The 13,226-nt window shown below is 60.4% G+C and carries 13 protein-coding genes; 8 read left to right on the top strand and 5 right to left on the bottom strand.

The window, feature by feature from the left end; all coding sequences use genetic code 11:
- Nucleotides 1–19: 19 nt before the first annotated feature.
- Nucleotides 20–910: a LysR family transcriptional regulator gene (locus tag H8F21_RS03205; protein WP_203584029.1), complete on the top strand. Its 891-nt coding sequence runs from the start codon at nt 20–22 to the stop codon at nt 908–910.
- 7 nt (nt 911–917) lie between these two features.
- On the opposite strand, the gene H8F21_RS03210 is transcribed toward H8F21_RS03205, so the two are convergent.
- Nucleotides 918–2,186 carry an NTP/NDP exchange transporter gene (locus H8F21_RS03210; protein ID WP_203584030.1) on the bottom strand — a complete coding sequence of 423 codons (1,269 nt, stop codon included), beginning with the start codon at nt 2,184–2,186 and terminating at the stop codon, nt 918–920.
- Nucleotides 2,187–2,191: 5 nt separating this feature from the next.
- Nucleotides 2,192–3,109 carry an aldo/keto reductase gene (locus tag H8F21_RS03215; RefSeq protein ID WP_203481402.1) on the bottom strand — a complete coding sequence of 306 codons (918 nt, stop codon included), beginning with the start codon at nt 3,107–3,109 and terminating at the stop codon, nt 2,192–2,194.
- Between the two features lie 257 nt (nt 3,110–3,366).
- On the opposite strand from H8F21_RS03215, the gene H8F21_RS03220 reads away from it, so the two are divergent.
- Genes H8F21_RS03220 through H8F21_RS03240 form a run of 5 tightly spaced genes read left to right on the top strand, consistent with a single transcriptional unit; the run spans nt 3,367 to nt 7,936 of the window.
- A complete protein-coding gene (locus H8F21_RS03220; RefSeq protein ID WP_203584031.1) occupies nt 3,367–3,966 on the top strand; it encodes a paraquat-inducible protein A in 600 nt (199 codons plus the stop codon).
- Complete coding sequence (locus H8F21_RS03225; RefSeq protein WP_203584032.1) at nt 3,963–4,607, top strand: paraquat-inducible protein A; 645 nt, start codon at nt 3,963–3,965, stop codon at nt 4,605–4,607. The genes H8F21_RS03220 and H8F21_RS03225 overlap by 4 nt, the downstream gene beginning before the upstream one ends.
- The gene (locus tag H8F21_RS03230) at nt 4,588–6,243 is read left to right on the top strand and encodes a PqiB family protein (protein ID WP_203584033.1); all 1,656 of its coding nucleotides are present in this window, start codon (nt 4,588–4,590) and stop codon (nt 6,241–6,243) included. Before H8F21_RS03225 ends, H8F21_RS03230 begins: the two co-directional genes overlap by 20 nt.
- 16 nt (nt 6,244–6,259) lie before the next feature.
- Complete coding sequence (locus H8F21_RS03235; RefSeq protein ID WP_203584034.1) at nt 6,260–6,808, top strand: PqiC family protein; 549 nt, start codon at nt 6,260–6,262, stop codon at nt 6,806–6,808.
- A gap of 24 nt (nt 6,809–6,832) precedes the next feature.
- Nucleotides 6,833–7,936, top strand: coding sequence for an AI-2E family transporter (locus H8F21_RS03240; protein WP_203481398.1), 1,104 nt, complete (start codon nt 6,833–6,835; stop codon nt 7,934–7,936).
- A 444-nt stretch (nt 7,937–8,380) separates the two neighbouring features.
- On the opposite strand, the gene H8F21_RS03245 is transcribed toward H8F21_RS03240, so the two are convergent.
- From H8F21_RS03245 to ptrR, 3 genes are read right to left on the bottom strand one after another with little or no spacing between them, the layout of a single operon-like run.
- Complete coding sequence (locus H8F21_RS03245; protein ID WP_203584035.1) at nt 8,381–9,340, bottom strand: HlyD family secretion protein; 960 nt, start codon at nt 9,338–9,340, stop codon at nt 8,381–8,383.
- Nucleotides 9,341–9,343: 3 nt separating this feature from the next.
- Nucleotides 9,344–9,703, bottom strand: coding sequence for a DUF3302 domain-containing protein (locus H8F21_RS03250; protein WP_203481394.1), 360 nt, complete (start codon nt 9,701–9,703; stop codon nt 9,344–9,346).
- Between the two features lie 42 nt (nt 9,704–9,745).
- On the bottom strand, nt 9,746–10,660 hold the full coding sequence (gene ptrR, locus H8F21_RS03255; protein WP_203481392.1) for a putrescine utilization regulator PtrR: 915 nt from the start codon (nt 10,658–10,660) through the stop codon (nt 9,746–9,748).
- A 103-nt stretch (nt 10,661–10,763) separates the two neighbouring features.
- Here ptrR and H8F21_RS03260 point away from each other — a divergent pair, with 103 nt between their 5' ends.
- Nucleotides 10,764–12,158, top strand: coding sequence for an aldehyde dehydrogenase family protein (locus H8F21_RS03260; RefSeq protein WP_203584036.1), 1,395 nt, complete (start codon nt 10,764–10,766; stop codon nt 12,156–12,158).
- 105 nt (nt 12,159–12,263) lie between these two features.
- Nucleotides 12,264–13,160 carry a universal stress protein gene (locus tag H8F21_RS03265; RefSeq protein ID WP_203584037.1) on the top strand — a complete coding sequence of 299 codons (897 nt, stop codon included), beginning with the start codon at nt 12,264–12,266 and terminating at the stop codon, nt 13,158–13,160.
- Nucleotides 13,161–13,226 lie beyond the last annotated feature (66 nt).

Here is a 13,226-nt window from a genome sequence, read left to right on the forward strand (position 1 = left end):
ACATTTCGGCATGACACAAATGATTTCAATGAAACAACTGCGTTACTTTGTCGAAATTGCTGAAAGCGGGAGTTTCAGTGGCGCGGCGCAAAGACTGTTCGTTGCGCAATCGGCCTTGAGCCGACAGATCAAGGAGCTGGAAAGCCATCTGGGCACACCGTTGTTCGAGCGCACGGCGCGTCAGCCAAACCTGACCCAGGCCGGCTTGGCTTTTCTACCCAGAGCCAAAGGTATTCTGATTGATGTGGAAAGCGCGGGCCGTTTGGCAAACTCGGTGGGCCAGGGTCAAAGCGGTACCCTGCGCCTGTGTCATGCCAGTACGGTGCCGCTGGTTGGCAAGTTGCAAGAGGTGCTCAGCCACTACCTGCGCCTGGCCCCCGCGGTGAGCATTGAGGTTTGTGTAGAGTCGTCTGCAATCCAACTGCAGGATCTGCTGCACCATCGCATGGATATCGGCCTGCTGCGCCTGCCGGTACTGCACCAGCCCGATGACCTGATCTTGCTTTCGCTGTTCAAGGAGCAAGTCGTGGTTGCCGTGGGCCCCACCCATCACCTGGCGAGCGAATCCAGGATTGCGCTTGCGCAGCTTCGTGACGAGTCTTTCGTGTCTGTGCCGCACCCGCAACGTGGTGGGCTCAGCTACCTGTCGTTTGAACTTTGTGCCAAAGCCGGATTTTCACCCAAGCCTGCACAGGTCTATTCGGTGAAGCGCACACAGTCGTTGCTGGTTCAGGCAGGTTTTGGCATTGCGCTACTCCCCGCCTCGACCGCTCGCGCCTCTTCCCTGCATGCAATTGAAATCACCGACGAGGGTTGTGAAAGCGAGGTGGTGCTAGCCTACCGGGAGCCCGCATCGGCGCTGGTAGCAGCCTTCGTTGCGCACTTCAAAGAGGCCTTTTCGAGCCGTTGACGCCCTTCTATTGCTCAGTGTCGCGTCGGCGCTGCTCACGTCCAAGCCACCCGCCGGTAAGTGCCCAGATCAACGCGATCCCTGCGCCGATAAGCATCGCCAACCCGGGATGTTCGCCGAGCAAGTCCAGCCCTCGCTTGACCCAGCCGCTCAGCGCATCGCCACCGCGATAGACCACGGTATCGGTGAAGTTCTTGGCCTTGTACTTGTGCTCCGGCGCCACCACGGTATAGAGCATTTCCCGCCCGGGCCTGACCAGCGCATATTCCCCTACCCGCCGCACCACCATCACCACCACGAACACCGCAAACAACGGCGCCATCGCCAACCAGAGGAAGCCGACGACCATTAGCAGCGGTACTGCGACCAGCAAAATGCCCACCCCCAGCTTGCGTGCCAGGTGCCCGGTAACAAACACCTGGGTAAGGATCGACAAGAATTGCACGGCGCTGTCGATCAGGCCAAATACCTGTGTCTGTTCGGTTCGGCTGGTGAACTGCTCAGCTACCAGGCGTGCCTGCTCGAAGTAAAGGAAGGTGCTGACGCTCGCCAGCAACACCACGAACAACGCAATCGCCAACAAGTACGGCGAACGCAACACTTCACTGGCACCGGCGAAGGGATTGCCGCCAAGCGGCCGGGAGCGCGGCAATTGGGTGTCAGCAGGCAGCGGATGGCGGTCGCGGTACTGGTGTAGATAGGCCGCAGCGATTATGCACCCCAGTAGGCAGGCAGTGGCCAGCACTACCAGCCCGCTGTGGCCGATGACCGCGACCAGCACTGTACCCAGCAACGGCCCCACCAACCCGCCAACACTGGCGCCGCCCGCCAACAGGCCGAACAAACGCTTGGCCTGCTCGCTGGACAAGACATCGGCCAGCACACTCCAGGCCAGGGAAATACTCAGCAGATTGAACATCGACAACCAGATGTAGAACGCCCGCGCACTCCACAGGTTGTCTGGCAAATGGGCAAACAGCGCGGCAAACACCAGCAGATTGCTGGCCAAAAAACCGTAGGTCCAGGGCAGGATGCGGCGCCGCTGCACGTTCGTGGCCAGCCAGCCAAACAGCGGCAAGGCGATCAGGGTCAGTACAAAAGTGCCGGTAAACAGCCACTGCAGATTCTCCACGCCACCGGCCACCCCCATGGTTTCGCGCACCGGGCGCAGCATGAAATAACCGACAAACAACAGGAAAAACAGGCTCAACCCGGCAACTACGAGGGGGCCTTCGCCTTTGCGCACATTGAACAGGCCCGTTTTCGATACGACCATGGCGTTCAGCCGAACTGTTCGATCAGTTGCTTGCGCTGTGCGTCACTCAGTAAAGGGCCGCTACCGGCCTTGAGCTGATCGAGTTGGCGGTCTGGACGACCGGTGGCCGGAATCACTGCCGTCACCGCCGGATGGCTGATGGCAAATTTGAGAAACAGCTGCGCCCAACTGCCAATGCCTGCCTCCGCCGCCCAGGCCGGCAACGCCTGGCCCTTGACCTTGGCAAACAGTCGGCCGTCATCGAAGGCGCGATTGATCAATACTGCTACGCCTTTGTCCTGCGCCAGTGGCAGCACGGTACGGGCAGCCGCCGGGGAATTGACCGAATAGTGAATCTGAATGAAATCCAGCTGCTCGTTGCGCAGGATGCCTTCAAGTGCATCCAGGCCACTGTCTACATAATGGGTTACACCCACATAGCGGGTGAGGCCCTGCGCCTTCAACTCACGGGCATATGGCAGCTGGCGCTGCCAGTCGCGCAGGTTGTGGATTTGCAGCAGATCGACCTTGTCGGTGCGCAGGTTTCGCAAGGTGGCGGCCCACTGCGCCTCGGCCGCAGCGCGGCTGTCTGCGGCGATCTTGGTGGCCAGAAAGGTTTGGCCGCGCCAGCCACCTTCCTCAAGCAACTGGCCCAGCACTGCATCGGCGCCACCGTAGTTGGGCGAGGTATCGATAACCTGGCCACCGCCGTCGAAAAACACCTTCAGAACCTGCTTGAGCTGCTGGTACTGCGCCGAATCCGCCTCGACTTCGAAACTGCCGGAGGTACCCGCTCCAATCACCGCCAGCGCCTCGCCACTGGCGGGGACCTTGCGCGTCAGCATCAGATGGCTGCTGGCAAAACCTGGGCCCGACAGCCCCAGGCAACTCAGGCCCACGGCAAGCGTGGCACTGGCGGCTAGAAAATCACGACGGCTGGGCATGGCGGGCTTCCTGGCTAATGGCTGGGCCAAAGGAAAAGCTTAGCCTTGTGAAATTTACCCCGCCCCCTCAATCGTTACCGTATGTGTTGTTTTCGATTGGAGTACATTTGTACTCTTGCGCATTGACAGGCATGGCGCCCACACCAGCGTTTTCCTCAATGCCCACTTTCAAAGTGGCTGATTGCGCAAAAAACCGCGACCTTGCGCATACGCCGACTATATTGAGCTTGTCCCCGCCCGTAGCCTGAGCGCGCACTATGCTCGATACCGATCACCTGATCATCTGCGAACATTGCGATTGCGTTTATCACAAGGTCCCCCTCGGCAAGCACCAGAAGGCCTTGTGCCTGCGTTGCGGCGCGGTCCTGCAGCGCTATAACGGCCTGACCCTGCAACAGCGTCTGGCCTTGAGCGTCACCGCCGGGGTGCTGTGGGTGCTGGCCAACTTCTACCCGGTGATGAGTATCAGCCTGCAGGGTTTTTCCAACAGTGCGACGCTGTGGGATTCGGTGCGCGCCCTGGCCACCGGCCCCATTACCTTTATTGCCCTGGTGGCGGCCATCTCGATCATCATCGCGCCCATGTTCCAGTTGCTGCTGCTGATCTGGGTGCTGTGCTTTGCCATGGCCGGGCAACGCTCGCCGGCCTTTCACCTGTGCATGCGCTGGCTGGAAACCCTGCGCCCATGGAGCATGCTCGAGGTCTGTCTGTTGGGTGCGTTGGTCGCGGTCTTCAAGCTGGCCGGGTTGCTCGATGTGCTTCCCGGTATCGGCCTGATTGCGCTGGCGGCGCTGAGCCTGTTCATGATCCGCATTGCCGGCCGTGACATCCGCGAACTGTGGGACACCCTGCCATGAGCCGCCCGCCGCTCGCCTGCGAACTGAAGCTGGTGCTGTGCCACGCCTGCGGCAAGGCCTGCGATACGGGTCGCTCTGCGCACCACTGCGAGCGCTGCGGCGCGCCGGTACATGCGCGCAAGCCTAATTCGCTGACCCGCACCTGGGCGTACCTGATCGCGGCGCTGGTGTTCTATGTACCCGCCAACCTGCTACCGGTGATGAACACCAAAATGCTCGGCAGTGGTGAGGACAGCACCATCATGAGCGGGGTTATCGAATTCTGGTCCCATGGTGCCTGGGATATCGCCCTGATCATTTTTATCGCCAGTATCGCCGTGCCGGCGACCAAGTTCGTCGCCCTCGGCTTGCTGCTGATAACCGTGCAACGCGGCAGCAATTGGGCGCAGAAAGAGCGCTCCAAGCTTTATCGCTTCGTCGAGTTGATCGGTTACTGGTCAATGCTCGACGTTATCGTCGTGGCGCTGGTTGCAGCGCTGGTGAAATTCCAGGCGTTGGGCGACATAGAACCGCGCCCGGGCATTCTGTTTTTCGGCCTCGTGGTGGTGTTCACCATGCTCGCCGCCATGAGTTTCGATCCCCGAATGATCTGGGAAAGCCGCCAACCTGAGGAGCACACGGATGAAGTCAGCAGTCACTGAGGAGCCGCCAGTGCCAGGCTCATCGACGGTTAAGACCCGACGCTTCAGTGTGTCGCTGGTATGGATCGTGCCGATCATTGCTGTGTTGATCGGTGTTTCATTGGTCGTTCACAATTGGCTGCAGCAAGGGCCGACTATTCACATTACCTTCAAGACCGGCGAAGGGCTGACCGCCAACAAGACCGAGGTCAAGTACCGCAACGTGGTTATTGGTCATGTCACCACGGTGGAGCTGAGTCAGGATCAAAAAAGCGTTACCGCCACCGTCAGTCTGGTCAAGCAGGCTGACAACTTCACCCGCGAAGACTCCAAGTTCTGGGTGGTGCGCCCACGCATTGGTGCCGGCGGCGTTTCCGGGATCGACACGCTGTTTTCCGGCGATTTCATTGGTGCCGACTTCGGCCAGTCCAGCACCCGCGCCAAGGCATTCAAGGGCCTGGAGATGCCACCGCCGATTACCTACGGCGAGCCTGGCAAGCGTTTTACCCTGCATACCGACGACCTGGGCTCGCTGGGGGTGGGCTCACCGGTGTACTACCGCAAGATTCCCGTAGGCCAGGTGGTGGCCTATGAACTGTCCAAGGACGGCAAAGGCGTCGATATCGAAGTTTTCGTCCACTCCCCCAACGATACATTCATTACTGACAACACCCGCTTCTGGAACGCCAGTGGCATCGATGTCGAAGCTGGCGCCAACGGTTTTGCGGTACGTACGGAGTCGCTGTCGTCGCTGCTGGTGGGCGGGATCGCCTTCCGTGCCCCGCAGTACAACCCCGAAGACCAGGTAGCCGCCGAAGACAAGGTGTTCGAACTGTTCGAAGACGAAAAGACCGCGCTCGCCCCACCCAACGGTAAACCGCAATACTTGGTCCTGCGTTTCGACCAGGCCCTGCGCGGCTTGAGAGTGGGTGCGCCGGTGGAGTTCCTCGGTGTAGAGATTGGCCGAGTGGTCTCGGTGAACCTGGACTTTGATGTCGAGCAGCGCTCCTTTCCGGTCAACGTCGGTATCGTGATTTATCCGCAACGCCTGGGAAGAGCGCACACCAAACTGCTCAAGGCGCTGCATCATGACCCTGATGATGAAAAAGCCGCCGCGCAGGTGCTGGGTACCTTTGTCGAGAACGGCCTGCGCGCCCAGGCGCGTAGCGGCAACCTGCTCACCGGGCAGTTGTATATCGCCCTGGATTTCGACCCCAAGGCTGCGAAAGTGGCGTTCGACCCGACGGCGCGGCCAATCACCATCCCTACGGTGCCGGGCAGTCTTGAGCAGCTTCAGGAGCAGTTCCAGGCCATGGTCGAACGTATCAACCGCCTGCCCATCGAGCGTATCGCCAACAACCTCGACGCCAACCTGGTGGAATTGCGCAAGGGCCTTGCGCAGTTCAACTCGCGTACCTTGCCAGGGGTCCAGGGCACCTTGCAGGAGGTCAGCAAAACCCTGCAGTCGGCCAACTCGACCTTGGCCGACGACTCGCCGCAGCGCGAACAACTGACCCAGACCCTCGATGAACTGGGCCGTATGTCGCGCTCGATGCGCGAGCTGGCTGATTACCTGGGGCGCAACCCCGAGTCCTTGCTGCGCGGCAGACCCAAGGATGCCCCGGCTGACCACTTGAAACCCTCATCCAGCAACTGACGCAGGAGCACCGATCATGGCGAACGCCACAAAATTCGCAGTGCTGGGTCTGATTGTGCTGCTGTCTGCCTGTCGCAGCGACCCCATTCACTACCACACCCTGACCCCGCAACAACCTGCATCGGCCAGCAACGCCGACATCCAGTTAGAGCGCATCAGCGTGCCGCCACAGGTCGACCGGCCACAAGTGGTGGTGCGCCAGAGCAACAGCAGCCTGGCAATCCTTGAGACCGAATGGTGGGGCGCAAGCCTAGCCGACGAGTTGCAAAACGCCCTGACCAACCAGTTCACCGGTAGCAACCAGCCACGCCTGGGGTTGCGCGTGGATGTGCAGCGTTTTGACTCGGTACCGGGCCAGTACGCGCTGTTCGATGCGCGCTGGCGCCTGCGCGCAGCAGGGGGCAGCGAAGCCAGCGCGCTCAACTGTCGCAGCGTCATCCAGACCCCGGCCGGGGCCAGCATCGAAGACCTGGTAGTTGCCCACCAACAGAACATCAAACGCTTTACCGAACTGGTAAGCCAGGCTGCCAGCGGCGGCGCCAACCGCTGTCCGTCCGTACGCTAACATCGCCTACACAAGGAAGCTGCCATGACTGAGCAACGCCCGATACAGTTTGGAAACGGCAGAGAACTGCTGGATGTTCTGATCAGAGCAGGATTGATTGCGGTACTGGTGATGTTCTGCTTCGAGATCTTCAAGCCATTCCTGAGCCTGATGCTCTGGGCGGTAATCCTGGCGATCACCCTCTACCCCTTGAACCAGCGCCTGGCCAGCATCCTTGGCAACCGCCCCGGCTGGGCGGCGACTGTTCTGGTGATTATCGGCCTGGCGTGCCTGATCGGCCCCTTGAGCCTGCTCGGCACCTCGGTGGCCGAGTCGGTCAGGCTGGGCATCCAGGGCTTCGAAGACCAGGTCATCGAAATACCGCCACCGCCCTTGAACGTCCGTGACTGGCCGCTGATCGGCGCGCCGCTCTACCGCATCTGGGAGCATGCCAGCGGCGACCTGAGTTGGGCGTTGTCACAGGTAGCCCCGCACCTCAAAGGCGTGAGCAAAACAGTACTGACGCAACTGGCCGGGGTCGGCTCGGGAATCCTGGTATTTGTACTGGCCCTGATCGTTGGCGGAATAATAATGGCCAAGGGCGAAACGGGCCATCGCACCGGCGTCGCCATCGCCACGCGCATCTCCGGCCCACAGCGCGGCCCGCAACTGGCAGCGCTGTGCACCGCCACCATCCGCGCCGTCGCCCAAGGCGTGGTCGGCATCGCCTTTATTCAAATGCTGTTGGTGGGCGTCGGCCTGGTTGTCATGGGCGTACCTGCAGCGGGGGTACTGGCCTTACTGGTACTGCTGCTGGGTATTACCCAACTGCCAACTTTGCTGATCACCCTGCCGGTGGTCATCTACGTCTTCGCCCACGATGGCGTCGGCGTCAGCACCGTCCTCTTCGCCATCTGGACCATCCTCGCCGGCCTCTCCGACAACGTCCTCAAACCCCTGCTATTGGGCCGGGGCGTAGCCGTGCCCATGCCGGTGGTCCTCATCGGCGCCTTGGGCGGCATGCTCACCAACGGCATCATCGGCCTATTCATAGGCCCGGTATTACTGGCAGTGGGCTATGAACTGTTCATGAGCTGGGTTGCCCAGCCGCTGAGCGAGCCTACACCCATCGAGGAAAAACAAAGCTAAACGCGGGCGTTGCCTTCGATCTCGATCTCGAACTGCTTTTGATCTTGATCTTGATCTTGATCTACCTGCCCCGTTAACCAGAAGGGCCGAGTGAAGGTGTTGCGAAAGGGCTAGCGCGCAGCGCCTTCGGCCCCAGCCGAAGTTGCGAATCGTAGTGTTGCTTGCAACGCGTAGATCGCAATGCCCTGTAGCGACACCGTAGCGAGGGGACCCGAAGCGCAGCGTAGGGCCCCTGGAGGGGCGAGCCCTTTGCTTACTTTGGGGCGACTGCCAAAGTAAGGCGCCGTAAGGGCGCAAAGGTGACTCAGCGCCACCCTTGCAAATGGATCAGCACCGAATCAAAGAGCCTCATCGCAAAAACCAAGCCAACTCTCACTGGCGCAAGCATGCTTTGCGCCTTATCGACCAAAAGCCCCCCACCGGAGGGCTCCCACAACCCGCCTATCAATGGAACGGAAAGATATAGTTCATCCAAGCCGCCATCCGCAAAAGAATCTTGCGCATCGTCCCAATATGCTCGAAATGCTTACTGTAGATCGCCGCCTGCCCATAAGCCCCGCCGGGCATCTGATCCCTGTACGGCGCAAACGCCGGATCAGTAATCTCGATAATCACCGGCACCCGCCCGGCAGGCGGCGACCCGGTATAACCGATCAACGTCCCCGAAGGCTGCACCTGACCCTCGGCAATCACCGTAATCACATTCGTCACCTGACCCTTGAACACCTTGCCAGGAATACCATCGAAGGCGACCTCCGCCTCATCACCCGCGACCAGACGCAACAAACTGTTCTGCCGCATCCAGGCGGCGAAATACTGCCCCTCCTGAGGAATGAACACCATCGACGGCCGCAACGGCAGCCGGGTCGCCATCATCCCCGGGCGCAACGACACATGCGTCACAAAGCCCTTGCTCGGTGCCCGCACCACCGTATTATCCAGCTCGAACTGAGCATTGTCGATCTGCGCCTGCAAGTCATCAACCCGAGCAATCGCAGCCTCCAGCTCACGGCGCGTGCCAAAGTTGCGCTTGATCAACTCGCTCATCCGCGACAAATCACCCTTGGCGGCCAAATGCTGGGCCTTGAGCGACTTGAGCCGGTACTGGAACGGCGCCGGGTCGATGCGAAACAACACATCACCCTTGGCCAGCACTTCGTTACCTTTTACCGGTACCTCGATCACTTTGCCGGTGACCACCGGTACCACCGGCACCGACACAAAATAAGACCGCGCCACCTCTGAATAAGGATGGTTGTAGTTCATGGTGAAAATCAGCGCACCGACAATCAATACGCCGCCGAGCACTGCAGTAGGCACGGTCCATTTGTTCAGGGGAATGCGAAACAGTTTGAAGATGGCAACGCATATGGCGGCGTAGGTGAGGATAAGTAACAGGTCCATAGGCTAGTTACCCCCGCCGGTTTCAATCGAGGTATTGCCAGTCTGTGCCTGGTTTGCCTCCAGATGTGCCACGCGCTGCTGCAACTCCAGCAACTGGCGCTGCAGGTCGGCCGCCGGGGATTGGTTGCCGGCGCCTAGCCCCCAACCGCGATCCTCACGGTAGAGCATGGCCCAGATCCACAGGAACGGCCAAAGCGCATGCAACGTGAACAGACTGACCCACCCGGTCGCATGAATGGCATCCTGATGCGGATGATTGCGATGAACAGCGATTTCGTAAGGAATGTCATGAAGGACGATAATGCCGTAGAACAACACCAACCCAGCAAAAATCAACACACCTAATGCAAAGTAATCAAGCATGGCTGCTCCGAAACGCAATAAAGCGAAAGTGCTAGTTAGAGTCTAATCAATCATTGCTTTTTTACCGCGAAATTCACCGTTATCTTCGCCGCTTTTACGCCGCCGTGATTCAAGCAGCGCGACGAAGCTCGACAGGCTCTGGGACACCGTGCCGCGTCGCCATACCAGCCAGGTATTGAGGTAACGAAATTCCTCGGACAACGGCCAGACACTGACCGTGGCGCAGCCCGGCATGCTCTCCAGCATGCTCCGCGGCATCAGCGCCAGGCCCGCACCCGCGCTGACGCAGGCGAGCATCCCGTGGTACGACTCGATCTCGAAGATCTTGCCCGGCATTGCCTCGTCGGTATTGAACCAACGCTCAAAATGATGGCGATAGGAGCAGTTGGAGCGAAAGGCGTAGATGTTCTCGCCGTTGACGTTCTGGGCACGCTTGATCGGACCATGGTTGAGCGGCGCAATCAGCACCATTTCTTCCTCGAACACCGGCACCCCATCCAGCGCTGGATGCAGCACCGGACCGTCGACGAAAGCCGCCACCAGGCGCCCGGACACCACACCGTCAATCATCGCCCCGGAAGGCCCGGTGGAAAGATCCAGCTCAACCTTGCTGTATTGCTGGTTGTAGGCGGCCAGCAATGCCGGAATACGCACCGCCGCCGTGCTTTCGAGCGAACCGAGGGAAAACGGCCCGCGAGGCTCCTCGCCTGCCACGGTCATGCGCGCCTCTTCCACCAGGGTGAGGATGCGCCAGGTGTAATCAAGAAAGGTCCAGCCCGCTGGCGACAGGCGCAGCCGGCTTTTTTCGCGGATAAACAACTCGACGCCAAGATCGCTCTCCAATTGTTTGATACGCGTGGTCAAGTTCGACGGTACCCGGTGAATGTGCTGGGCGGCGACGCTGATGCTGCCGTGCTCGGCCACGGCTTTGAAAATTTCCAGCTGTACCAGGTCCACATCATTCTCCAATCGTGAACGAAAGACTCATTATTATTCAGTTTTCAAAACATGCCTAGCGCTCTACGCTGGCAGTGTTCCCTATTTCTTGCAGGACAGTGCCATGACCGTGTTCTCCAGCCATACCCATGCCGTGTCGATCAATCCCGCCAATGGTGAAGCCATCGGTCACTATCCCTACGCCTGCGAAGCAGACCTCGACGCCGCACTGAACCGTGCCGCGGGCGGCTTCAGCCAATGGCGCCGTACCCCGGTGGCCGAACGTGCGCAGCGGGTGCTGGCGCTCGCCACTGCAATCCGCGACAACGCCGAAGCCATGGCGAAAATGATCACCCTGGAAATGGGCAAGCCGCTGGCCCAGGCCCGAGGCGAAGTGGAGAAATGCGCGCAACTGTGCGAGTGGTACGCAGCACAAGGTCCGGCCATGCTCAACGCCGAATCGACCCTGGTGGACAACGGCCAGGCACGCATCGAATACCGGCCACTGGGCCCGATTCTGGCGGTAATGCCGTGGAACTTCCCGGTCTGGCAGGTGCTGCGTGGCGCAGTACCAGCGCTCATCGCCGGCAACACCTACGTACTCAAGCACGCCCCGAATGTGATGGGCAGCGCCTACCTGCTGCTCGATGTCATCAAACAATCCGGTCTGCCAGACGGTGTGTTTGAAGTCATCAACGTCACCCCCGAAGGTGTTTCCCAGGCCATCAAGGATCCGCGCATCGCTGCCGTCACCTTGACCGGCAGCGTGCGCGCCGGCATGGCCATCGGCGCCCAGGCCGGGGCGGCGTTGAAAAAATGTGTACTGGAACTGGGCGGCAGCGACCCGTTCATCGTCCTCAACGACGCCAACCTTGATGAAGCGGTCAGGGCCGCCGTGATCGGCCGCTACGCCAACACCGGGCAGGTTTGCGCCGCTGCCAAGCGCCTGATCGTTGAACAGGGTGTGGTCGAAGCCTTCACTGAAAAATTCCTCGAAGCCACACGCAAGCTAGTCATGGGTGACCCGCTGTCGGAGCAGACCTACCTGGGCCCAATGGCGCGCTTCGATCTGCGTGACGAACTGGACGAGCAGGTCCAGGCTACCCTGGCCGAAGGCGCTACCCTGCTGCTCGGTGGCCATAAGGTCGACGGCGCTGGCAACTTCTACGCCCCGACCGTACTGACCGATGTAACCGACCAAATGACCTCGTTCCGCCAGGAACTGTTCGGGCCAGTAGCCTCGATCATCACCGCCCGTGACGCCCGCCATGCCCTGGCGCTGGCAAACGACAGCGAGTTCGGCCTGGCATCGACCATTTACACTCAGGACCTGGAGCTGGCAGCACAACTGACAGAAGCACTGGACACCGGCGCCGTGTTCATCAACGGCGTCTGTGCTTCCGATCCGCGGGTTACGTTCGGCGGGATCAAGAAGAGTGGTTTTGGCCGTGAGCTTTCGCACTTCGGTGTTCGCGAGTTCTGCAATGCCCAGACCGTCTGGCTGGACCGCCGTGGCTGAGTGACCAACGGTCAGGTGGCATTGGCAAGGCTTACGGGGGCGTTGTGGGCAATGGGCTAAACTCAAGCTCGGGGTCTGGCAACACAACGCCACCGGAGGTGCATCATGAGCCAGTACCAACGTCTGTTCCTGATGGTCGACGCCCAGATGCGCCACACGCCCGCACTGGAGCGTGCTGCCGCCCTGGCACACGCGACCGGGGCCACGCTGCATATCTGTGCCATCATCGAAGAGCTCGACACCCTTGGCCTGATCAGCGGCGACGAACACCGCAACCAGACCCGCCTGGAGGACAACCTGCAGTGGCTTGCCGACGAAGCCACCTTGCTGCATGAAAACGGCATCCGTGTCAGCACCGAAGCGCTGCTGACCCGCGACGTGCTGGGCGCTGCATTGGCCCAGGTGCAAGAAGTCGAAGCGGACCTGCTGATCAAGGATGTGCAGCATGAACCGGCGTACAAACACCTGTTGTTCACACCGCTGGATTGGCAATTGCTACGCGAGTGCAACTGCCCGGTGCATCTGGTTTCGGCAGTGCATTGTCCCCTGCCCCGTGTGGTGGTGGCAGCCGTCGACCCGACCCATCCGGAACACCCGCACAACGACCTCAACGAAACTGTCATTCAGGCCGCCAGTGACCTGGCACGTCAATGCAATGCCGAACTGCACTTGCTGCATGTGTGCGATAGCGCCCATACCCACCTGTCCGACTTTGGTGCCGGTACTGTGACCGTGCCGGGCTTCGACAGCAACGTGCGCACATCCATTCACAAGGTTTTCGAACGCCTTGCTGAACGCCATGGGGTACCCGTGGAGCGCCAGCATTTTCTCTCTGCGCCGATCACCCGCAGCATTGCCGAGTTTGTCGCCCATAGCCGTACCGACGTGCTGGTGATGGGCAATCATCCTCGCAAACTGCTCGAACGCCTGACCGGCAGCACCACCGAGCACGTGCTCGATCACACGTTGTGCAATGTGCTGGCGGTCAAGGCCGCAGGCTGACGGAAGCGCACGCCAGCCAAGATTCAACCGCGCGTGATCGTCCATGCCGTAGATTACGCGCGCCAG

It is taken from the genome of Pseudomonas arcuscaelestis (assembly GCF_016881005.1).
Lineage (GTDB): Bacteria > Pseudomonadota > Gammaproteobacteria > Pseudomonadales > Pseudomonadaceae > Aquipseudomonas > Aquipseudomonas arcuscaelestis.

Coding starts and splice junctions, on each gene's coding strand:
- H8F21_RS03205 (WP_203584029.1), top strand. CDS start 20: ATGATTTCAATGAAACAACTGCGTTACTTTGTCGAAATTGCTGAAAGC.
- H8F21_RS03210 (WP_203584030.1), bottom strand. CDS start 2,186: ATGGTCGTATCGAAAACGGGCCTGTTCAATGTGCGCAAAGGCGAAGGC.
- H8F21_RS03215 (WP_203481402.1), bottom strand. CDS start 3,109: ATGCCCAGCCGTCGTGATTTTCTAGCCGCCAGTGCCACGCTTGCCGTG.
- H8F21_RS03220 (WP_203584031.1), top strand. CDS start 3,367: ATGCTCGATACCGATCACCTGATCATCTGCGAACATTGCGATTGCGTT.
- H8F21_RS03225 (WP_203584032.1), top strand. CDS start 3,963: ATGAGCCGCCCGCCGCTCGCCTGCGAACTGAAGCTGGTGCTGTGCCAC.
- H8F21_RS03230 (WP_203584033.1), top strand. CDS start 4,588: ATGAAGTCAGCAGTCACTGAGGAGCCGCCAGTGCCAGGCTCATCGACG.
- H8F21_RS03235 (WP_203584034.1), top strand. CDS start 6,260: ATGGCGAACGCCACAAAATTCGCAGTGCTGGGTCTGATTGTGCTGCTG.
- H8F21_RS03240 (WP_203481398.1), top strand. CDS start 6,833: ATGACTGAGCAACGCCCGATACAGTTTGGAAACGGCAGAGAACTGCTG.
- H8F21_RS03245 (WP_203584035.1), bottom strand. CDS start 9,340: ATGGACCTGTTACTTATCCTCACCTACGCCGCCATATGCGTTGCCATC.
- H8F21_RS03250 (WP_203481394.1), bottom strand. CDS start 9,703: ATGCTTGATTACTTTGCATTAGGTGTGTTGATTTTTGCTGGGTTGGTG.
- H8F21_RS03260 (WP_203584036.1), top strand. CDS start 10,764: ATGACCGTGTTCTCCAGCCATACCCATGCCGTGTCGATCAATCCCGCC.
- H8F21_RS03265 (WP_203584037.1), top strand. CDS start 12,264: ATGAGCCAGTACCAACGTCTGTTCCTGATGGTCGACGCCCAGATGCGC.